This window comes from Alkalibacter mobilis, assembly GCF_015594845.1.
GTDB classification, from domain to species: domain Bacteria; phylum Bacillota; class Clostridia; order Eubacteriales; family Alkalibacteraceae; genus Alkalibacter; species Alkalibacter mobilis.
In genome coordinates this window covers 188,389-209,280 of the sequence record NZ_JADNRK010000002.1, presented here as the reverse complement: position 1 = coordinate 209,280, position 20,892 = coordinate 188,389, and the positions used below count along the sequence as shown (strand labels likewise).

Below are 20,892 nucleotides of genomic sequence, written 5' to 3'. Positions count from 1 at the left end.
TAAAGTAATTCCGCGGCAATGGCGGAGGGGCTACACCTGTTCCCATCCCGAACACAGAAGTAAAGTCCTCCTGCGCAGATGGTACTTGGATGGCGACGTCCTGGGAGAGTATGTCGCTGCGGGATTCCACAAGAATGACTCTTGGTCTTATGACCGAGGGTTTTTTCTTTTTTTGTAGAAGACAGTAAATGCTATTTTAAAAAGCTAAAAATATAGCTTTCCAAGTTGGAGTTTTAAAAGATGTATGTTATTATAAAAGGAAAAAAGAATGAGGGCATCTTACATGAATACTCGAGACAAAATATTTAATACGGCAAAAAGATTGTATTTGGAGAACGGCTTTATCAATACACCCAATAAAATGATAGCCAAAGAAGCAGGTGTGAATTTAGGTCTTATAACCTATTATTTTAAGACTAAAGATTGTATCGCAAGTGACATGTTAAATTTTAACTATGAAACTTTGTACAAACACGTTAAAATGTATCTCACTGAAGAGGATGAATTGCTGCAAATTCTGACATTTTTTAAATTGCACTTTATATTAACTGATATTGACCCGGATTATGATCGTTTTATTTACGAGATGAACAAGCTTGATTTGTTGGAAAAGGCGACTAGAGAAGGAAAATTGTACGTATTATATCAAAAAATGGTGGAGAAAAATCCGGACATACCTGACCAGGAGAAAGATATCTTATGCGATCGGGGCGTGACCATGGCTTTTTCAGTTATACGGGGTTTGACTTTAAAACAATATGAAAAGGAACTTCAATTAACAAAGGAAGAACTGTTTCAACTTTGTTTGGATCAGATGTTTTATGCTTTAAAAATACAAACCAACCATTTGATTATGCAAACATTAACGATTTCAGCTAAAATGACTGTGGAGAGATTGTTGGAAGAACATCCAGAATTAAAACGTGTGAAAAATTATTTATATGTTGAATATTAAAATAAAAGGACTAGGAATTGTTTGTAAACAAATCCTAGTCCTTCTTTTGTGTTGAAAAATGCAATAAATAACTAAAATACATAGAAAGTGCTTGATGAAAATAAATATGCACAAAGAATTTACAAAAACATTTGACTTTATAAGCAAGATTGTGTATATTTAAATTGCTTGCAAGCAAAATTGAAAATTGTGTCATGGTTATTAAAAAAACAAATTAAAACGATTACAATCAGGGAGGAAACAACGATGTCAAAAATTCAAGAAGTACAGGAAATGGTAGCAAAGGGAAAAACCAAATTGGTAGCAGGTTTGGTTCAGGAAGCACTTGACGAAGGCGCACAGCCAAAAGAGATATTGGATGCAATGATCGAATCCATGGGAGTAGTTGGAGACAAGTTCTCTGCAGGAGAGATCTTCGTACCCGAAATGCTTATAGCAGCAAAAGCAATGAGCAAGGGTGTAGACGTACTTAAGCCCCTGTTGGCAGGAGACGCTTCAACATCTTTGGGAACATGCGTTATCGGAACAGTTGCCGGAGACCTTCACGATATAGGAAAGAACCTTGTAAGCATGATGCTTGAGAGCTCAGGATTTACAATGATCGATCTTGGAGTTGACGTACCAGCAGAGAAGTTTGTAGAAGTGGCTAAAGAGAACAACGCAGTTATAGTAGCTGCATCAGGACTTCTTACTACTACAATGCCTGCACTTAAGCAGACATCGCTTGCACTTAAAGAAGCAGGATTCACTGTAATCGTAGGTGGAGCACCTGTAACACCTGAGTATGCAGCAGAAATCAAGGCAGACGGATACGCTCCTGATGCTGGTAGCGCTGTAACCAAGGCGAAAGAACTGTTGAAATAATAAGACTAATATTAGATAAGTAAAACAATATAAATCGATAAAAACGGGGGGAATTGATATGTTAACTATTAAACAAAATTTGCAGGAAGTTATCTCAGGTGGAAATCCGGACAGATATGTGAAGCAATATGAATTTATGGACATAATAATGGAGGCCCCTATGGATTTGCCGCTGGCTCCAGCTCCAGGTACACGTGTCAAAAATAAATGGGGTATAACTTTTGATTGGCCAGAAGGTCAAATAGGATCATTTCCAATGCATGATGAAGATCACAAAGTTTTAAAAGATATTACTAAGTGGAGAGATTATGTAAAAGCGCCTTCCGTTAAATATTCGGATGAAGAGTGGGCTGCAGCCGTAGAGCACGCAAACAGTGTAGACAGAAACGAAAAATACGTAACTGCATTTTGTGCTCCGGGTGTATTTGAGATGACACACCACTTGATGAGCATGGAGGACGCTCTTATGGCTTTGTATGAAGAACCTGAGGCAATGAAAGAATTGATCGAATACGTGATAGAGTACGAACTGGCTTATGCTGCAGAGTACTTAAAGCATATCAAACCTGATGCATTGTTTCACCACGATGACTGGGGTAGTCAAATAAGCAGCTTCTTGTCGCCGGAAATGTTTAAAGAGTTCATTTTGCCGGCCTACAAGAGAATATACGGATTTTGGAAAGAGAATGGCGTAGATTTGATTGTTCATCATTGTGATAGTTATGCGGCAAATCTGGTTCCATTCATGGTAGAGATGGGGATTGATATTTGGCAGGGGGCGATGACCACAAATAATATTCCCGAGCTGATAGAAAATTACGGAGAAAAAATCACTTTTATGGGAAACATAGATAGCGGTCGAGTAGACTTTCCGGGTTGGACTCGTGAAAAGATATACGATGATGCAAGAAAAGCTTGCGAAGAATGTGGAAAAGTGTATTTTATTCCATGTTTGAGTCAAGGATTAAATATAAGTTCATTTCCAGGAGTATATGAAGCAACAGATGAGGTCATCGACCAACTCAGCAAAGAGATGTTTTAAGTCAAAAAACACCCTAGGGTGTTTTTTTATTGGCTGCTTTAAAAACACTAGTATTGATGCCGCGCCTTCTGTATAATGATAAGAGCACAAAATAATAACCTGAAGGGTGATAAAATGGACATACAAAAGATTTTAGTATGGGCTTTGGTGGTATTCGGTACTGCAATGATAATAATCGGGATCATGGATTTTTACAAGGGCCTGAAAGTTGATGAAGAAGACGAAGAGGATAATGAACAGGTGAAAAAATTGAAATTGATACAGCATCTTTTGGATGCTTTTTCAGGTTTTGTTTATGCTGTCCTTGGAACTATGGCACTAACGAAAACAATAGAAGTTCAATTAGTCTACGGATTGGTTTTCATATATGCAATAATCAAGAAAATCATAGATGTTTTGATTAAGAAGAAAATACATAAAATTTATGAAGAAGAGTAATACAAATGGAAGCAAGGTGATCGAATGATTTACGGAAATATTGATGGATTGAAGAAATCAACGTTGGAGCAACTTGAAGATCTTAGAGGCTACATCATGGAAAATGGATCTTATCTCGATTTGCAGACGGCAGAAATCCTCTTGGATATTACCGAATCCACCAATAGGGAAATTATAATTGTAACGGATAAAAGAAATGAGATTTTAGAGATTGGTGTGGGTGATTTCAGAAGTACTTCTTTTCCTGAGATGGACTACGACAAGATCCAAGGAGTTAAAAGTTTTCACACTCATCCAAATGGAAACCCGATTTTATCGGAACAGGATATTTCAGCAATGATAAATATAGGATTCGACCTTTTAGGCGCTGTTGCCGTTCAAAATGGAAAGATTTTGATAGGAGCTGCAGTTTTGGATGTTCAGGACGGACAGGTGTCTGTTAAAGATTTGGGAATATTTGATTTGAAAGGACTAAACGAACTCGATATAAGCGACTATACGGAAAGAGTCGGAAAATACAGAAGAAAATCCCTGTCCATAGTTGAAGATGACAAGGAAAGGGCTATTCTCATTGGAGTAAATTTAAAAAGCCAAAAAGATTACCTGGACATTGAATCATCAATGAATGAGCTAAAGGAGCTGTCCATTACAGCTGGGGTCGAGCCATTGGACATGGTAATCCAAAACAAGGAAAGAATCGACTCGAATTTTTACATCGGAAAAGGAAAACTTCAGGAACTCAGGGAACTTATCCAAATCAAAAATGCCAATCTGGTGATATGCAATGATGAACTCAATGCAATACAGCTGAGAATAATAGAAACTGTATTGGGAGTTAAAGTGATCGATAGGACAGCATTGATACTTGATATATTTGCAAATCATGCCAAATCCGGTGAAGGTAAACTACAGGTGGAGTTGGCACAATTAAAATACAGATTGCCCAGACTTATGGGAATGGGAAAAGTATTGTCCAGGACTGGCGGGGGGATCGGAACCAGAGGCCCGGGAGAAAAGAAGCTTGAAACTGATAGAAGGTCGATTTACAAACAAGTGAATATTCTGGAAAAACGGCTAAAGGATATGGAATCCGCCAGAAAGACACAAAAAAGCAGAAGAGTTAAAAATGAAATGCCTGTGGTTTCATTGGTGGGGTATACCAATGCAGGGAAAAGTTCACTTTTTAATGTTCTGTCATCAAGCGAAGTACTGGCGGAAGACAAGTTATTCGCCACGCTGGATTCAAAAACCCGTAAAATCAAGCAGGATGACAAGGAATTTTTATTGTCGGACACTGTTGGTTTTATTGAAAAATTACCTCACGACCTTGTAAAATCATTCAAGTCCACATTGGATGAAGTAAGAGATGCAGATTTGATCCTTCATGTGATAGACAGTTCAAATCCGAATTTCTACCAGCAGATCAGAATTGTTGAAGATGTTATGAAATCAATAGAATGTGAGAACAAGGAATCGATATATGTTTTTAATAAGGTTGACTTGGTTGATGATGACCAGTTGGAAAATTTTGATTTGATACGGGGTGACAAAATCAAGGTAAGTGCATTGACTGGTGAAGGAATCGATGTTCTGAGGGAAACCATAATTAAAAAGATTTTTGGATCCTTGATTGAAATGACTATAAAAGTTCCATATAGTGACAGTAAATATGTAAGTTATCTCCATGACATGGGAGTCGTAGTAGATGAATCCTACGAAGAGGATGGCGTAATTTTAAAAATCAAAGTCAGTGAGAAAAATAAACATGTGATAGATAGGGGCAAGGATCATGCTCAATAATTTCAATACCGTTAAAGGAACTGCCATGACGGAGATTGTTATTAAGAAGTCAAGGTTTTTGGCTTTTTCGTTCCACGTTGAAAATGTTGATGAAGCAGAAGCGTTGCTTAAGTCGGTACAAAAGGAGCACCATAAGGCTACTCATAATACATATGCTTATATCTTGGATCCTGACGGGAACACTTTTAAGTACTCTGATGACGGAGAACCTTCATTGACAGCTGGAAAACCTATTTACGATTGCATGAAGGGTTTGGGCATGAGCAATACTCTGGTGGTCGTAACAAGGTATTTTGGTGGGACCAAACTGGGTACGGGTGGTCTTGTTCGAGCTTACGCACAAAGTGCCAAATCGGTTTTAGATGCAAGTACGATCGTTCGGATGGAATTACACACTTGTTGCCGGATCATATCAGACTATAGCATGATTGGAACTTTGCAAAATTACTTTTCGACATTCGATCTTGTTGTCAACAACATGGATTTCACCGACAATGTATTGTTTGATGTTAGCGTGAATAAGGACCAGGTCGACAGATTCGTGAAAGGATACGTAGAACTCTCCAACGGCGGTGATATTTCTTGCGTTGGAGATATTTTTGTTGAAAAAAGTTAAAAAATTTGGTTTGAACTATATTGCTATGTTAAAATATAAAAGCAAAATTATTTCAAGGAGGAAATCTTATGTCAGGACACTCAAAATGGTCAACCATTAAGCATAAAAAAGGCAAGGCAGATGCTATCAGGGGTAAAATCTATACGAAGTTATCGAAAGCAATTGCAGTTGCAGTTAAAGAGGGTGGCTCTGATCCCGAGATGAACGCAAGGCTCAGGGATGCAGTAGCAAAGGCAAAAGCGGCGAACATGCCTAACGACAACATAGATAGAGCGATAAAAAAAGGATCTGGTGAGCTTGGGTCGACTAATTATGAAGAAATAACTTATGAAGGATATGGTCCAGGTGGTGTTGCAGTTATAGTCCAAGCATTGACCGAAAATAAAAATAGAACAGCCGGCGATGTAAGACATGCATTTGATAAAAATGGTGGGAATTTAGGTACTACCGGTTGCGTATCTTTTATGTTTGAAAAGAAAGGTCAGATAATGATCGAAAATGATGGGGAATCTGATGAAGATGAACTTATGATGGTAGCTCTCGAAGCAGGTGCTTCCGATATAAATGTAGAGGATGAAGGGTATGAAATCATAACGGAGCCAGAGGATTTCGACAAGGTGTATAGTGCTTTGGACAAAAAGGGCTACGCTTTTGCCTCGGCTGAAGTGGCAATGATACCTACGACGTATTCCAAACTTAATCAAGATGACGAGAAAAAAATGAACAAGATGCTGGACATGTTCGATGATAATGACGATATCCAAGAGGTTTATCATAATTGGGAGGAAGAGTAAATCGAATATATGTTTGCCTGAAACTGCAGATTTATATATAATGGACTTGATAATCAAATATTTGCAATAATCATTATTTAACGGAAAGTAAAAGATTTCAGGGAAGGGGTTTTAAATTGTACGAATATATAATCGGTTCAATTGCAGGTGCAGACGAAGATAGACTAATAGTAGAATGCAAAGAAATCGGTTATTCGATTTTAGTCTCTTCACAGACGCTCGCAAAATTGACCAAGGACAAAGAAAAGGTGAAAATATATATACATCAGCACATAAGGGAAGATGAAATGACTTTATACGGTTTCTGGAGCAAAGAAGAAAGAAAATTATTTAGAGATCTGATAAGTGTTTCGGGAGTTGGTCCAAAAGTTTCACTGGGAGTACTGTCGACATTTTCCATGGATCAATTCATACAGCACATTTCATCTTCAGATGAAAAAGCAATCTCTTCCGCTCCCGGGATAGGCAAGAAGACTGCTAACAGGTTGATCCTGGAATTGAAGGACAAATATAAAAATTTCAATTTTACTTCTGATGTTTCCATGCCTTCAAATCCGTTCATGACAGATAAATTAAAGGAGGCCTCTGAAGCTCTTGAATCTTTAGGGTTTCCATACACTGAGGCTTTAGCCATGGTTAACAAGGTGTTTGATGAGAACAAACCAATAGAAGATTTGATCAAAATGGCCCTGAAAGCAAGCAAATTCGGAAATAAATGACTGGGGATGATATTGTGAAAGATAGAATAATAACAACTGAATTCACAGAAACTGACCTGGATATAGAAAAAAGTCTCAGACCTAAAAAACTTGTTGATTATATAGGCCAGGAAAAAGTCAAAGAGAAGATGAAAATTTTTATAACGGCAGCTTCTGAAAGAAACGAAACGTTGGATCACGTCTTGTTGTATGGTCCTCCGGGGTTGGGGAAAACTACCCTTGCAAATATAATAGCCAACGAAATGGGTGTAAATATAAGAATAACTTCAGGACCCGCTGTTGAGAAGCCGGGAGATTTAGCGGCGATCCTCACAGGGCTTAATAGAGGAGACGTTCTTTTTATTGACGAAATACACAGATTGAATCGAAATATTGAAGAAATACTTTATCCTGCCATGGAAGATTTTGTAATTGATATAATCGTGGGAAAAGGCCCTGGAGCAAGATCTATACGATTAGAGTTGCCTCCCTTTACATTGATTGGAGCAACTACCAGAGCAGGACTTCTTACATCACCTCTCAGGGACAGGTTTGGTGTGATTTCGCGACTTGAGATCTACAACACAGATCAACTTTCTGAAATAGTGACGAGAAGTGCGGGCATATTAGATGTTAGTATAGAGGTCGAAGGTGCCCGAGAGCTGGCGAGACGTTCAAGAGGAACGCCTAGAATAGCAAACAGGTTGTTGAAAAGAGTCAGAGACTACGCTCAAGTCAGAGGAAACGGTGTGATCGATCTGGAGACGGCCAGAGAAGCTCTCGAGCTTCTGGAAGTTGATGAAATCGGGCTTGATGAGGTGGACAGAAAAATGTTGTCCAGCATCATTACAAAATTTTCCGGTGGGCCTGTGGGGTTGGACACACTTTCTGCCACCATCGATGAGGAAAAATCGACTATCGAAGATGTCTACGAGCCTTATTTGTTGCAGTTGGGCTTCATTAAGAGAACACCACGTGGACGTGTTGCCACTCGTAGAGCATTTGAGCATATGGGAATACCTATTGAGAGTGATAACATAAGTTTTTTTGATGCGAAGGGCTAACAAAATCTCCCGAAAGGGTAATCGACCCAAAGGAGATTTTTTTAAATCAAAAATTGAAGTGACACTGCAATTTGATCAATATGATGTTATGAAGACAGGAGAACAAATGAAAACAAAAGATTTTTACTATGAGTTGCCTCAGGAACTCGTAGCTCAGCACCCAATAAAAAATCGGGATCAGGCCAGAATGATGGTACTTGACCGAGCAACTGGAACCATAGAAAATAAACGGTTTTATGAAATAGTCGACATGCTTGACAAGGGCGATACCCTGGTCTTGAACGATACAAGGGTCATGCCGGCCCGTTTGTTTGGAGAAAATAAATCAAGAAATGGTAAAGTTGAAATTCTCTTGCTTAAAAGAACTGGTAAAGACCAATGGGAGATCATGGTAAAACCAGGGAAAAAAGCAAAACCAGGGGATATCTTGTCATTTGGAGATGTTTTAACTGGAGAAATCGAATCTATTGAACAGGATGGTCTCAGGAGAATTAAATTTACCTATGAAGGTGTATTTGAAAATATAATCGACGACTTGGGTCATATGCCCCTGCCACCTTATATAACTGAAAGATTGGAAGACAGGGAAAGATATCAGACTGTTTACTCAAAAGAGACCGGTTCTGCTGCTGCGCCTACCGCCGGATTACATTTTACCGTGGATTTAATGGAAAAGATCAGAAAAAAGGGAGTAAATATATGTTATATAACACTACACGTCGGAATAGGAACATTCAGACCTGTAAAAGTTGAGAATATAACCGACCATCAAATGCATTCCGAATATTATTCTATAACCAAAGAAACTGCAGAAATTTTAAATGAAACCAAGAGAAACGGCGGAAGAATAATCGGTGTGGGCACAACTTCGGTAAGGACTTTGGAGAGTGTTTTCGGGGATGGTTATCCTATCGGAGAAAAAAGTGGATGGACAGATATTTTTATATATCCTCCATATGAATTCAAGGCGGTAGATGGGATAATAACAAATTTTCATCTTCCGGAATCAACTTTGCTTATGCTGATTTCAGCATTTGCTGGAAAAGAAAATATTATGAATGCATATAAGTCGGCTGTTGACAACAAGTATAGATTTTTTAGTTTTGGAGACAGTATGTTTATAAAATAATAGGAGGATATTATGGCGGTAAAATATGAATTGTTAAAGAAATGCAGTCAAACCGGTGCTAGACTTGGGAAACTACATACACCTCACGGAATAATAGAAACCCCAATATTCATGCCTGTTGGAACCCAGGCTACGGTCAAGAGTCTGACACCTGAAGATGTAAAATCCACCGGGGCTCAGATTATACTGTCCAACACTTATCACCTTTACATCAGACCGGGAACAGAAGTGATTGAACAGGCTGGAGGTCTGCACAAATTTATGAATTGGGATATGCCGATTTTGACCGATAGCGGCGGATTTCAAGTTTTCAGCTTAGGGGATTTAAGACAGATAAAAGAAGAGGGGGTAACATTCAGATCCCATCTGGATGGATCAAAACACTTTATAGGACCGGAAGAAGCCATGGAAATACAAAATATTTTGGGTTCAGATATTATGATGGCATTTGATGAGTGCACACCTTATCCGGCGGATTACGAATATTCAAGAAAATCCATGGAAAGGACATTGAGGTGGGCACAAAGATGCAAAGATGCTCACAAAAACACCGAAAATCAGGCGTTGTTTGGAATTGTTCAAGGCGGCATGTATCAGGATCTAAGGGAAATGAGCGCAAAACAAACTGTAGATATCGATTTTCCCGGTTATGCAATAGGAGGACTCAGTGTTGGTGAGTCAAAGGAGCTTATGTACAAAGTCCTGGACTACACAGTGCCTTTTCTGCCGGAAAACAAAGCCAGGTATCTTATGGGCGTGGGAAGCATTGATGCTTTATTTGAAGGCGTGATCAGAGGGATAGACATGTTTGATTGTGTACTGCAAACCAGAATAGCAAGAAATGGAACTGCCATGACTTCTTTGGGCAGAGTTGTTATCAAAAATGCCAAATATGAAAAAGATTTTACTCCACTGGATCCCAATTGTGAATGCAATACATGTAAAAATTACTCTAGGGCGTATTTGCGGCATCTTATTAAAGCTAACGAAATATTGGGCTTGAGACTGCTCTCTTCACATAACCTTCATTTTACTTTGAAGACGATGGAGAATATCAGAAAAGCTATCATGGAAGACAATCTTTTAGATTATAAAAATGAATTTTTCAAGAATTATATATATTAACAAAAAAAAATGCTATAATTAAAGTCAATACTTTGAAAGGGGTTTTTTAACCGATGAGCACACAGGATTTAATTTCTTTTTTACCAATAGTGGCTGTTTTTGCTTTCTTTTATTTTTTTGTGATCAGACCTCAAAGCAAACAGCAGAAAAAAATTCAAAATATGAGGCAAGGTCTTCAAAAGGGCGACAAGATCATCACGATCGGAGGATTTTATGGCCGTGTTGCAGGATTCAAAGATGATGGATTGATAATCGAACTGAAGCCTGACAATGTAAAAGTTCAGATGAGCAGAACCGCCGTAGCTGATGTTTTAAACAAAGAAGATGTGAAATTTGAGGAAACAAAAGAAGAAAAATAAGATAAACAATATTTAACGAGGAGTGAAATTATGAAACACATTAAGATTATCAACGTTGGAAATTTGAACAAAGTTGATGGAAAAGGCTGCGGAGAGTGCCAAACATCTTGTCAATCTGCATGTAAAACTTCTTGTACTGTAGGAAATCAAAAATGCGAAAATACTGAAGTATAGGAATTGGCAGTAAATATTTTTATATTTACTGCTAATTTTCTGTTTGTTGCAATAGCGAGTGCATAATCAATAGCAAGTTTTTTAGGAGGAAAAAATGATACATAAATATTATTTGAATGGACATCACATACTGATGGATATCAATTCAGGTTCAGTATTCGAGATAGATGAGCTTACTTATGAAGTATTGGATTATTTTCCGGACAAGGACAAGTGTTTTGATTTATTGGGAACAAAATACGACGAGGATCAACTCGCTGAGGTTTGGAATGAATTAACTTATCTGAAAAATCAGGGGATACTATACAGTGAGGATATTGTGCTTGATGAAAAGATCATTAAAAACAGGGATGTAAAAGCAATGTGTCTGCACATATCTCATGACTGCAACATGAGATGTGCCTATTGTTTTGCCGCTGAAGGCAGTTTCAACGGAGATAAGCTGCTAATGAGCTATGAAACCGGTAAAGAAGCAATCGATTTTTTGATCGAAAATTCAGGGGAACGCAAACATTTAGAAATCGATTTTTTTGGCGGAGAACCTTTGATGAATTTTTCAGTAGTGAAGGATCTTGTTGAATATGCGAGATCTATAGAAAAGAAATACAACAAAGAATTTAGATTTACCATGACTACAAATGCACTACTTTTAAATGATGAAAACATGAAATACCTTGATGAAAATATGGCAAATATCGTGTTGAGCCTTGATGGCAGAAAAGAAACAAACGACAAGATGAGAAAAACCGTTACCGATGAAGGTACTTATGACCTTATAATCGATAAGATAAAAAGAATGGTTGAACTCAGAGGTAACAAGGATCATTATGTTAGAGGTACGTTTACAAAAAACAATCTGGATTTTTCCAAAGATGTGATGGATCTGGCTGATAGAGGCTTTAAAAGCATATCAGTGGAGCCAGTCGTTGCGTCACCTGAAATGTCATATGCCTTGACTGATGAAGACTTGGATAGATTGATTAATGAATATGAAGATCTGGCGGTCAGGTATTTGGATTATTGGCGTTCAGGCAAAGGCTTTGATTTCTTTCACTTCAATATCGATCTACACGGGGGACCATGTGCATATAAAAGAGTATCGGGCTGTGGTGCCGGTACTGATTATATTTCGGTAACGCCGACAGGAGAGATCTACCCATGCCACCAGTTTGTGGGTATAGAAGATTTTGTCTTGGGAAGTTTAAAAGAGGGTATAGTAAGAACGGATCTGAGAAAAGATTTTGAGCGGGTAAACCTTACTGATAAAAAAGCTTGTAATGATTGCTGGGCAAAATATTATTGCGGTGGAGGTTGTTTTGCCAATGCATACAACTTCAATAAAGACATTTATCAACCTTATGAATTAGGGTGTGAACTTGAGAAAAAACGAGTGGAATGTGCAGTGATGATAAAGATAGTTCAACAGGCTGAGGACCGGGACAATCAAAATTGACGTTATAAATCACAAAATATATAATAAATGTTGTTTTGTACGAGGAGGATGCATATGGAATTAAAAAACAGAGTAAAGTTGTCGGCGATATTGGTCATTATCCTTATTATTGGATGGATTCTAATAAATGGCATGTCTTTGGGAAATTATAAAATTATTCCAGTAAAGGATGCGATCAATTACGGGTTGGATCTGACTGGAGGAGTATATGTGGTTTTGGAGGCTGAAGAAACCGAAACTGATCCTATTACAGATGAAAAGATAAATAGAGCCATCGCTACGATTCGACAAAGGATAGATGCTTTGGGAGTTTCTGAACCTGTTATTGCGCGACAAGGAGACACCAGGATCAGGATCTCGATACCTAACATATCTGATCAGCAGGAGGCTTTGGAGTTGATTGGAAAGACCGCTCAATTGGAATTTGTTGGACCTGATGGAGAAACGGTAATTACCGGAGAACACGTGATGGATTCGACAGCAGTGTACCAAAATAATTCCATGGGAATTCAAGAAGCGGTAGTTTCCTTAAAATTGAATGAAGAGGGTACTCAGGCATTTGCCCAAGCAACACAAGAATTTTTGAATCAGGTCATAGAGATCAAGTTGGATGGCGAAGTGATATCTGCACCTGTTGTTAATGCTGTGATCACTGATGGCCAAGCCGTTATTCAAGGTATGGGAGACATTGATGAAGCCGGCAATTTGGCCATGCTGATAAAAGGCGGAGCGCTACCGGTACAATTGGATGCGGTTGAGATCAGGACGATAGGGCCAACGCTGGGTCAGGATTCTTTTGATAAGAGCTTGCTGGGCGGAATGATTGGGGTGGCTTTGGTATTTGCATTTATGTTTTTATATTACAGGGCTCCGGGTTTCGTTTCGACAATAGCTTTATCAATATATATCATACTGTTTATGCTTAGTTCGGTAGCAATTGGATACACTTTGACTCTTCCTGGAATAGCAGGGATAATCCTTTCCATAGGAATGGCTGTAGATGCAAATGTAATCATTTTTGAAAGAATACGTGAAGAGTTAAAATTGGGAAAATCTGTATTGGCTTCTGTAGATGCCGGCTTTAAGAGAGGCTTTACCACAATTATAGATTCAAATGTAACCACTTTGATTGCCGGTGTAGTATTGTTCACTTTGGGAAGCGGTTCCGTAAGAGGTTTTGCGGTTACTTTAATGCTGGGTATTATATTGAGTTTGTTTACTTCTTTTGTATTGACAAAGAGAATACTGAAAACATTTATCAATGCTTCGATTTTGAATAATAAAAAAATGTACGGAGCTTAGGAGGCAGTTTATGATAAAAGTCAAAATAACTAAAAATCACAATAAATTTTTTATCCTTTCAGGGCTGTTGATTCTAGTCAGTATTGGAGCCTTGTTGTTGAGCGGTCTTAACCTTGGCATCGATTTTTCAGGAGGAACTATAGTTCACGTAGATTTAAATCAACAATTCGAAACCTCCGATATAAGAGAAATCTCAGATAAATTTGACGAAAATGCGGATATAACCTATGCTGGAGAAGATAGGGATCAAATGATTTTGAGTACTAAAGTAGATTTAAGTGAGCAACAGAGAGCAGATTTTTTAGATGCTCTATCTGAAAAATTCGGGATAGAACAGGCTGATGATTTGCTTTCGATTGACAATGTAAGCGCTACTGTAGGAGATGAGTTGAAAAAGCAGGCATTAATAGCTGTTGTTGTGGCGATCGTGGCAATGCTTGTGTACATCTCATTTAGATTTGAACCTTTTTTCGGCGTAGCGGCAGTAATTGCATTAGTTCACGATATAATTATCGTTTTAGGAGTATATGCGGTCTTGGGCATTCAGGTCAACACTCCATTTATCGCAGCGTTACTTACAATTTTAGGTTATTCGATCAACGACACCATAGTGGTTTTTGACAGGATCAGAGAAAATAGAGGAAAGTATAATAAATATGATTTTGAAAATCTCGTTGACGACAGCATACAACAGTCAATGAGACGATCGATCAATACCTCGCTTACTACGGTACTGGCCATTGGAGCATTGTATTTTGTCGGAGTTCAGTCCATAAAAGACTTTACATTGCCAATGATAGTTGGTTTTTTAAGTGGAACATATTCTTCGATTTTTGTTGCAAGCTCTATTTGGTACTTATATAAGAGCAGAAGAAAATCTGCAAAAAATATTTAAGGAAAAGAGGAGATATCATGCAGGCAGGTTTCATACTCTCGATAATATTTGCGATATTGGTTAGCATTTTTGCATTGCAGAATGCTCAACCGGTAGACATCAATTTTTTTGTTGTTCACGGTCAAGCTTCATTGGCTTTGGTGATTTTGATTTCGGTGGCGCTTGGTGCTGTTATTTTAGGTTTATTCAATATTTACAACTACATAAAGAGCAGCAAAAGCATCAAAAAATTACAGAGTCAGGTCCAAGAATTGGAAGGGCAACTGTCGGCTGCAAAAGATGCACTGAAAATAATGGAAAATTCAAACAAGCCTGATGACAAATCCGATTCGTTAACTGAGACTGTAAATGATAATGCCGACAACTTGGAAGGATCTGTCGACATTGACAGTGAAGATATTCAAGACTAGAGATAAATTCTTAATAATACGAAAACCAACAAAGAGGTAAAGAAATCTTTATCTCTTTGTGTATTAAAGAGTATTTTACGGAGGATGATCGATGAAAAAATGGATTTTGACCAATAAAAAGGGCGATGTCGATAAACTCTCGAAAGCTCTTGGCTTGTCGAAACAATTTGCCAATTTATTGGTTAATAGAGGCCTTGATTCTATAGAATGTATTAAAAGTTATCTTGATCCAAAGCTTTATATAAAATCAAATTTTAAGATGAAAGATTTAGAAGAAAGTTCAGAAATTTTAAGAAGAAAAATAATAGAAAAAAAACATATTAGAGTCGTCGGTGATTATGATGTAGACGGAATCATGTCCACGTATATTCTCGTGAACACTATTAGAGATTGCGGAGGCTTGGTTGATTACGACATACCCGATCGGGTCAATGATGGTTACGGAATAAATGACAGGATAGTTCTCAAATGTTTGGAGGACGGAGTTGATACCATTTTAACCTGCGACAATGGTGTAAGTGCCTTTGAGCCCATCGAATTGGCTAAAATGAATGGTATAACTGTGATAATAACTGATCATCACGAATTGGCGGTTGAAGAAGGGGAAGAATTGATCCCGGATGCAGATTGTTTGGTGAATCCAAAACAAAGCAGTTGTTTGTACCCTTTTAAAAGCTTATGCGGAGCGGGCATTGCCTATAAATTGTCCGAAGCCTTAGCAGTTAAATTTATGGATGATTATCCCAGAAAAACGGAAATTCTACAATTTGCAGCTATAGCTACTGTTTGTGACGTGGTTGATTTGCTCGATGAAAATAGATATATTGTTAAAAAAGGCTTGGAAAGCCTGCATTTGACTGAAAATATTGGTTTGAAATCCTTGATCGACGAAAATGGGTTAGGTGATAAAAAAATAACTTCATACGATATCGGCTTCGTAATAGGTCCCTGTATAAATGCAGCTGGAAGACTTAAGGACGCATTCAAAGCGTTGGACCTGTTTTTTTGCAATGAAGGGTCTGAAGCTTGCAGATTGGCTTCTGAATTAAAGAAGTTGAACGATGAAAGAAAAGAACAAACAGAAGAAGGTGTAGTTTCAGCATACAGACAAGTAGAGGAATATAAAAATGACAGAGTATTGGTTTTATATCAGCCGGACTTGCATGAAAGTATTGCAGGGATAGTCGCTGGAAGAATAAAAGAGAAATTTAATTTGCCTACGATTGTACTTGCCAAAACTGAAAGTCTCGTGAAAGGTTCTGGTCGATCTGTAGAGGGCTACGATATATTCAGTGAAATGACAAAGTACAAAAGGTTGTATTCAAAGTTCGGCGGACATCCCATGGCTGTGGGTTTGTCAATGGAAGAACATAACATAGAAAAATTGAGAATCGTTTTAAATGAAAACTTTCCTCTATCTGACGATGATATCAAACCGAAATTAAGATTGGATCTATTCATGCCTCTAAGATTTGCAACAGAGAGTTTTTTAAATGAATTGAGTAAAATGGAACCCTTTGGCAAGGGGAATCCAGTTCCTGTATTTGGAGATAAAAAAGTGGTTTTTAAGGGAGCAAGAATCGTCGGAGCCAACAAAAATGTTCTTATCGTTGATCTCCGCGACCCAATCGGGAATGAATTTAAAGGCATTATATTTAAATATTCCGATGATTTCGATAAATATATGGACAATAAATACGGTAAAGGTTCCATGTCCGTCTTGTTGAATAATCAAGGTAATGGATATGCTATGGACATAGCATATCAGCCAACCATAAATGAATATCAGGGCAGAAGGAATGTTCAAATCGTAATTAAGGAATACAGATAAAATTCTATTATAAATTGTATTTTAGTGATAAAATATATACGATAATGCAAAGGTGGGGTATAGATGGACTTAAAGGAAAAGATTAGAGTAATACCTGATTTTCCCGAAAAGGGAATAAGCTTTAAAGATATTACAACTTTATTGAAAGACAAGGAAGCTTTAAAATACAGTATTGATAAATTCACTGAGCTGGCTAAAGATTTGGATGTGGATTTGGTCGTTGGGCCTGAAGCTAGAGGGTTTATATTTGGCACTGCCTTGGCATATAATATAAATGCCGGGTTTGTACCTATAAGAAAGCCTGGAAAATTGCCGCACAAGATTTTGGTTCAAGATTATGTACTTGAATACGGCAAGGACTCATTGGAAATTCACGAGGATTCAATAATACCCGGACAAAGGATTTTAATCATAGATGATTTGTTGGCTACGGGTGGCACCTTGCTTTCAACAGCAAAATTGATCGAACAACTTAAAGGAGAGGTCGTTTCAATAATGACCTTGATAGAACTTACCGATTTAAAAGGTCGAGAAAAACTTTCCAATTATCGTGTGGAATCCTTGGTTTCATACCCTTATTGATTTGGGATCAAAATATTTAAGTTATAGATGATGGAAAGCAGCAAGGCTGCTTTCTTTAAATTTCGACGGTGTTGTGAACTAGCTATACGTTGGGTGGTGAAATTATGAACAACAAACTTATAAACAAGGTATTAGAATACAATAAAGAAGCTGATGTAGAGGTTTTGAGGAAAGCCTATAATCTTGCTTTGGAGGCGCATCAAGGGCAAAAACGTGTCTCGGGTGAAGATTATATAATTCATCCCATGGAGGTGGCCATGATTTTGGCAGACCTTCAGCTTGACGTGCCTACGATCACTGCTGCCATACTCCATGATGTCATTGAAGACACAGATTATTCATTCGAGGATGTTCAACGGGAATTCGGTCAAGAAATTGCCGATTTGGTGGATGGAGTGACAAAAATCAGCAAACTGGAATTTAAGACAAAAGAAGAACAACAAGCTGAAAGTCTTAGAAAAATGATTATAGCCATGGCTAAAGACATACGAGTGATCATGATCAAGCTTGCTGACAGATTGCATAATATGAGGACTTTAAAATATATGCCGATAGACAAACAAAAGGCCAAAGCACAGGAAACATTGGATATTTACAGTCCAATTGCTCACAGGCTTGGTATTTCAAAGATCAAGTGGGAACTCGAAGATATATCGCTCAGATACCTCGACGAAGAGGGATATTATGACCTGGTCAGTAAAGTAGCACAAAAGAGAGAAGTAAGAGAGAAATATATCACCGACGTAATAGAAATATTAAAAGAAAAATTGGCAGACGTTGGAATTGAGGCGGACATTCAAGGCAGACCCAAGCATTTTTACAGCATTTACAGAAAGATGTACCAGCAAAATAGAAGTTTTGAGGAAATCTACGATCTGATAGCCGTAAGGGTCATCGTCAACAGCATCAAGGATTGTTATGGTGTATTGGGTGTCGCGCACACAATGTGGAAGCCAATACCGGGAAGATTCAAGGACTATATCGCTATGCCCAAACCCAATATGTACCAGTCATTGCATACAACTGTCATAGGACCTAAAGGTGATCCATTCGAGATTCAGATTCGCACATGGGAAATGCACAAGACTGCGGAATTTGGAATTGCGGCACACTGGAAATATAAAGAAGGCATAGAAGAAAGTGACAATTTCGAGGAGAAACTGGTGTGGCTTCGTCAAATACTTGAATGGCAAAGAGAACTTCAAGATGCCAGTGAATTTATGGAGACGTTAAAGGTTGACTTGTTTACCGATGAAGTATTTGTTTTTTCACCAAAAGGGGATGTAATTCAGTTGCCAAAGGGCTCATGCCCGTTGGATTTTGCATATAGGATTCATAGCGACATCGGAAACAAATGTATTGGGGCAAAAATCAATGGTAAAATAGTGCCATTAAACTATACACTCCAAAATGGGGACATAGTAGAAGTGCTTACATCGTCTCATTCAAACGGACCCAGCAGGGACTGGTTAAAAATCGTCAAGAGTTCCCATGCCAGAAATAAAATCAAACAATATTTTAAAAAAGACAAAAAAGAAGAAAATATTCAAAAGGGCAAGGAACTTTTGGAAAAAGAAGTCAAAAGACAGGGGCTTCAGCAATCCAATGTGCTTAAACATAATTATTTGGAATATGTATCTCAAAAGTCAAATTACAATTCTATAGATGACTTGTATGCCTCGATAGGGTATGGAGGTATAAAACCGAATTTTGTTATTCAAAAGATAAAGAATCAATTCAAAAATGAACTGAATCTTGCACCCGAACATCCTACATTGGAAGAGATACAAGTAGAAAGCAAATCCAGCAAACCGACAGCGGGCTATGACAAGTTGGAAAAAGCAGTCAAGGTCTCGGGTTTTAAAAATATGGCTGTAAGGTTTTCAAGATGCTGCAACCCGGTACCGGGCGATAAAATAATTGGGTACATTACAAGAGGTCGTGGTGTGAGTGTTCACAGGGCAGATTGTTCCAACATCAGAAATGCAGATGATATTGGACGTTTGATCGACGTCGAATGGGTAAAATATACCGTTGCCAACTTTGTTTCTGAAATCAACATCAAAGCAAAAGATGCCAAAGGACTTTTGACAAAAGTTACAACTGTTTTATCCGATCAAAATATAACAATAGTTTCTTTAAATGTCAGGACGGACCAAGACTATGCATATTTCAATATATCTTTTGAGGTCAAGAGTACCAGAGAGCTTAATCAACTTATAAAAAAATTGAACAAAATACCTGAAATAATTTCAATATACAGAATATAGGTGTGACTATGAGAGCAATAGTTCAAAGAGTCAACAAAGCTTCGGTGGAAGTTGACGAAAAAACAGTAGGAAGCATAAAAAAGGGGATTTTGGTATTTTTGGGTATTAAGAAGGAAGATCAAATTTCTGATATGGAGTATATAGCAGATAAATTGATCAACTTGCGAATATTCGAAGATGAAAATGATAAAATGAATAAATCTGTCAAAGACATTAACGGAGAAATATTGATCGTATCGCAGTTCACTTTATACGGAGATTGTAGAAAGGGTAGAAGACCAAGTTTTATAGAAGCAGCGCCGCCTTTCGAAGCAAGGGAATTGTACGACAAGATTGTACTGAATTTAAAAAAGTCGGGTTTGAATATTCAACAGGGAGTTTTTCAAGCTCATATGGACGTGTGCCTGGTCAACGATGGTCCTGTCACTTTAATGCTGGACAGTGAAAAAATATTATAGCGGGTGGAAATATGATTTTAAAAAAAATGTTGAACATGTTTACAACAAACAGCTACATACTTATTCAAGACAAGGTTGCGGTTTTTATCGATCCGGTCGGAAAAATCGAGGATTTTATTGATATTTTAAATAGAAATGATGCAACTCTTGCAGGCATAGTTATGACCCATTGTCACTACGATCATATTGCAAATTTAAATCAATTGACCGATCATTTCGATGTAGATGTTTATGTGCACAGCTCTGAAGTAGAGATGCTATTTAAACCAGAGCTGAATTTGTCGGCTCATTTTTCCAGAAGTTTTACTTTCGACAAACCAGAACGAGTTATAGCGGTAGAAGATAATGACATTATGTCTTTTGAAGGGATTGAACTAAAAGTCATACATACTCCAGGACATACTCCAGGATGCATATGTCTGCTGTACGGTAAAGATCTTTTTACCGGAGATACTTTGTTCAATGGCTCTATCGGACGAACAGATTTTCCGTCAAGTGACTTTAACCAAATGAAGATTTCATTGAAAAAACTTAAGGAACTGGATAAAGAGTATAAAGTGCATCCTGGTCATGGGGACAGCAGTTCGATTGGTGAAGAACTCAAAATAAATCCATATCTTCAAGAGGTATAAA

22 protein-coding genes and 1 rRNA gene are annotated in these 20,892 nt (G+C 37.8%); all 23 read left to right on the top strand.

Annotation, left to right across the window (positions count from 1 at the left end; all coding sequences use genetic code 11):
- The first annotated feature begins 8 nt into the window (after nt 1-8).
- Nucleotides 9-125, top strand: a 5S ribosomal RNA gene (gene rrf / locus IWB18_RS02025).
- A gap of 158 nt (nt 126-283) precedes the next feature.
- Nucleotides 284-955: a TetR/AcrR family transcriptional regulator gene (locus IWB18_RS02020; RefSeq protein WP_195681921.1), complete on the top strand. Its 672-nt coding sequence runs from the start codon at nt 284-286 to the stop codon at nt 953-955.
- A gap of 246 nt (nt 956-1,201) precedes the next feature.
- Nucleotides 1,202-1,819, top strand: a complete 618-nt coding sequence (locus IWB18_RS02015) for a corrinoid protein (RefSeq protein WP_195681920.1) — start codon at nt 1,202-1,204, stop codon at nt 1,817-1,819.
- A 58-nt stretch (nt 1,820-1,877) separates the two neighbouring features.
- Nucleotides 1,878-2,861, top strand: a complete 984-nt coding sequence (locus IWB18_RS02010) for a uroporphyrinogen decarboxylase family protein (RefSeq protein ID WP_195681919.1) — start codon at nt 1,878-1,880, stop codon at nt 2,859-2,861.
- A 114-nt stretch (nt 2,862-2,975) separates the two neighbouring features.
- Entirely contained in the window at nt 2,976-3,299 is a 324-nt protein-coding gene (locus IWB18_RS02005) for a hypothetical protein (RefSeq protein WP_195681918.1), read from the top strand.
- Nucleotides 3,300-3,323: 24 nt separating this feature from the next.
- Entirely contained in the window at nt 3,324-5,099 is a 1,776-nt protein-coding gene (gene hflX / locus IWB18_RS02000) for a GTPase HflX (RefSeq protein ID WP_195681917.1), read from the top strand.
- Nucleotides 5,089-5,715: a YigZ family protein gene (locus tag IWB18_RS01995; protein WP_195681916.1), complete on the top strand. Its 627-nt coding sequence runs from the start codon at nt 5,089-5,091 to the stop codon at nt 5,713-5,715. The genes hflX and IWB18_RS01995 overlap by 11 nt, the downstream gene beginning before the upstream one ends.
- A 68-nt stretch (nt 5,716-5,783) precedes the next feature.
- Nucleotides 5,784-6,509, top strand: a complete 726-nt coding sequence (locus IWB18_RS01990) for a YebC/PmpR family DNA-binding transcriptional regulator (protein WP_195681915.1) — start codon at nt 5,784-5,786, stop codon at nt 6,507-6,509.
- A gap of 116 nt (nt 6,510-6,625) precedes the next feature.
- Nucleotides 6,626-7,228 carry a Holliday junction branch migration protein RuvA gene (gene ruvA, locus IWB18_RS01985; protein ID WP_195681914.1) on the top strand — a complete coding sequence of 201 codons (603 nt, stop codon included), beginning with the start codon at nt 6,626-6,628 and terminating at the stop codon, nt 7,226-7,228.
- Nucleotides 7,225-8,271, top strand: coding sequence for a Holliday junction branch migration DNA helicase RuvB (gene ruvB, locus IWB18_RS01980; RefSeq protein WP_207740719.1), 1,047 nt, complete (start codon nt 7,225-7,227; stop codon nt 8,269-8,271). Before ruvA ends, ruvB begins: the two co-directional genes overlap by 4 nt.
- Before the next feature lie 106 nt (nt 8,272-8,377).
- A complete protein-coding gene (gene queA / locus IWB18_RS01975; protein ID WP_195681912.1) occupies nt 8,378-9,400 on the top strand; it encodes a tRNA preQ1(34) S-adenosylmethionine ribosyltransferase-isomerase QueA in 1,023 nt (340 codons plus the stop codon).
- Nucleotides 9,401-9,409: 9 nt separating this feature from the next.
- The gene (gene tgt / locus IWB18_RS01970) at nt 9,410-10,525 is read left to right on the top strand and encodes a tRNA guanosine(34) transglycosylase Tgt (RefSeq protein WP_332310647.1); all 1,116 of its coding nucleotides are present in this window, start codon (nt 9,410-9,412) and stop codon (nt 10,523-10,525) included.
- A 53-nt stretch (nt 10,526-10,578) separates the two neighbouring features.
- Nucleotides 10,579-10,884, top strand: coding sequence for a preprotein translocase subunit YajC (gene yajC / locus IWB18_RS01965; protein WP_195681910.1), 306 nt, complete (start codon nt 10,579-10,581; stop codon nt 10,882-10,884).
- A gap of 30 nt (nt 10,885-10,914) precedes the next feature.
- Nucleotides 10,915-11,058 (top strand): six-cysteine ranthipeptide SCIFF, encoded by a 144-nt coding sequence (gene scfA / locus IWB18_RS01960; protein ID WP_195681909.1) that lies wholly within the window; start codon nt 10,915-10,917, stop codon nt 11,056-11,058.
- Nucleotides 11,059-11,152: 94 nt separating this feature from the next.
- On the top strand, nt 11,153-12,511 hold the full coding sequence (gene scfB / locus IWB18_RS01955) for a thioether cross-link-forming SCIFF peptide maturase (protein WP_195681908.1): 1,359 nt from the start codon (nt 11,153-11,155) through the stop codon (nt 12,509-12,511).
- A 54-nt stretch (nt 12,512-12,565) separates the two neighbouring features.
- Nucleotides 12,566-13,813 carry a protein translocase subunit SecD gene (gene secD / locus IWB18_RS01950; protein WP_207740718.1) on the top strand — a complete coding sequence of 416 codons (1,248 nt, stop codon included), beginning with the start codon at nt 12,566-12,568 and terminating at the stop codon, nt 13,811-13,813.
- 10 nt (nt 13,814-13,823) lie between these two features.
- Nucleotides 13,824-14,708, top strand: a complete 885-nt coding sequence (secF, locus tag IWB18_RS01945) for a protein translocase subunit SecF (RefSeq protein ID WP_195681906.1) — start codon at nt 13,824-13,826, stop codon at nt 14,706-14,708.
- Nucleotides 14,709-14,725: 17 nt separating this feature from the next.
- Nucleotides 14,726-15,118, top strand: a complete 393-nt coding sequence (locus IWB18_RS01940; RefSeq protein ID WP_195681905.1) for a LapA family protein — start codon at nt 14,726-14,728, stop codon at nt 15,116-15,118.
- A 91-nt stretch (nt 15,119-15,209) separates the two neighbouring features.
- Nucleotides 15,210-16,949: a single-stranded-DNA-specific exonuclease RecJ gene (gene recJ / locus IWB18_RS01935; protein WP_195681904.1), complete on the top strand. Its 1,740-nt coding sequence runs from the start codon at nt 15,210-15,212 to the stop codon at nt 16,947-16,949.
- Between the two features lie 63 nt (nt 16,950-17,012).
- The gene (locus IWB18_RS01930; protein ID WP_195681903.1) at nt 17,013-17,531 is read left to right on the top strand and encodes an adenine phosphoribosyltransferase; all 519 of its coding nucleotides are present in this window, start codon (nt 17,013-17,015) and stop codon (nt 17,529-17,531) included.
- Nucleotides 17,532-17,635: 104 nt separating this feature from the next.
- On the top strand, nt 17,636-19,801 hold the full coding sequence (locus IWB18_RS01925; protein ID WP_195681902.1) for a RelA/SpoT family protein: 2,166 nt from the start codon (nt 17,636-17,638) through the stop codon (nt 19,799-19,801).
- Nucleotides 19,802-19,809: 8 nt separating this feature from the next.
- Nucleotides 19,810-20,259 (top strand): D-aminoacyl-tRNA deacylase, encoded by a 450-nt coding sequence (dtd, locus tag IWB18_RS01920; RefSeq protein ID WP_195681901.1) that lies wholly within the window; start codon nt 19,810-19,812, stop codon nt 20,257-20,259.
- 11 nt (nt 20,260-20,270) lie between these two features.
- Nucleotides 20,271-20,891 (top strand): MBL fold metallo-hydrolase, encoded by a 621-nt coding sequence (locus IWB18_RS01915; RefSeq protein ID WP_195681900.1) that lies wholly within the window; start codon nt 20,271-20,273, stop codon nt 20,889-20,891.
- Nucleotide 20,892 lies beyond the last annotated feature (1 nt).

Coding starts and splice junctions, on each gene's coding strand:
- secF (WP_195681906.1), top strand. CDS start 13,824: ATGATAAAAGTCAAAATAACTAAAAATCACAATAAATTTTTTATCCTT.
- IWB18_RS01990 (WP_195681915.1), top strand. CDS start 5,784: ATGTCAGGACACTCAAAATGGTCAACCATTAAGCATAAAAAAGGCAAG.
- yajC (WP_195681910.1), top strand. CDS start 10,579: ATGAGCACACAGGATTTAATTTCTTTTTTACCAATAGTGGCTGTTTTT.
- scfB (WP_195681908.1), top strand. CDS start 11,153: ATGATACATAAATATTATTTGAATGGACATCACATACTGATGGATATC.
- recJ (WP_195681904.1), top strand. CDS start 15,210: ATGAAAAAATGGATTTTGACCAATAAAAAGGGCGATGTCGATAAACTC.
- IWB18_RS01930 (WP_195681903.1), top strand. CDS start 17,013: ATGGACTTAAAGGAAAAGATTAGAGTAATACCTGATTTTCCCGAAAAG.
- IWB18_RS02010 (WP_195681919.1), top strand. CDS start 1,878: ATGTTAACTATTAAACAAAATTTGCAGGAAGTTATCTCAGGTGGAAAT.
- IWB18_RS01925 (WP_195681902.1), top strand. CDS start 17,636: ATGAACAACAAACTTATAAACAAGGTATTAGAATACAATAAAGAAGCT.
- IWB18_RS02005 (WP_195681918.1), top strand. CDS start 2,976: ATGGACATACAAAAGATTTTAGTATGGGCTTTGGTGGTATTCGGTACT.
- IWB18_RS02015 (WP_195681920.1), top strand. CDS start 1,202: ATGTCAAAAATTCAAGAAGTACAGGAAATGGTAGCAAAGGGAAAAACC.
- IWB18_RS01995 (WP_195681916.1), top strand. CDS start 5,089: ATGCTCAATAATTTCAATACCGTTAAAGGAACTGCCATGACGGAGATT.
- hflX (WP_195681917.1), top strand. CDS start 3,324: ATGATTTACGGAAATATTGATGGATTGAAGAAATCAACGTTGGAGCAA.
- queA (WP_195681912.1), top strand. CDS start 8,378: ATGAAAACAAAAGATTTTTACTATGAGTTGCCTCAGGAACTCGTAGCT.
- IWB18_RS01940 (WP_195681905.1), top strand. CDS start 14,726: ATGCAGGCAGGTTTCATACTCTCGATAATATTTGCGATATTGGTTAGC.
- scfA (WP_195681909.1), top strand. CDS start 10,915: ATGAAACACATTAAGATTATCAACGTTGGAAATTTGAACAAAGTTGAT.
- IWB18_RS01915 (WP_195681900.1), top strand. CDS start 20,271: ATGATTTTAAAAAAAATGTTGAACATGTTTACAACAAACAGCTACATA.
- dtd (WP_195681901.1), top strand. CDS start 19,810: ATGAGAGCAATAGTTCAAAGAGTCAACAAAGCTTCGGTGGAAGTTGAC.
- IWB18_RS02020 (WP_195681921.1), top strand. CDS start 284: ATGAATACTCGAGACAAAATATTTAATACGGCAAAAAGATTGTATTTG.
- secD (WP_207740718.1), top strand. CDS start 12,566: ATGGAATTAAAAAACAGAGTAAAGTTGTCGGCGATATTGGTCATTATC.
- ruvB (WP_207740719.1), top strand. CDS start 7,225: ATGACTGGGGATGATATTGTGAAAGATAGAATAATAACAACTGAATTC.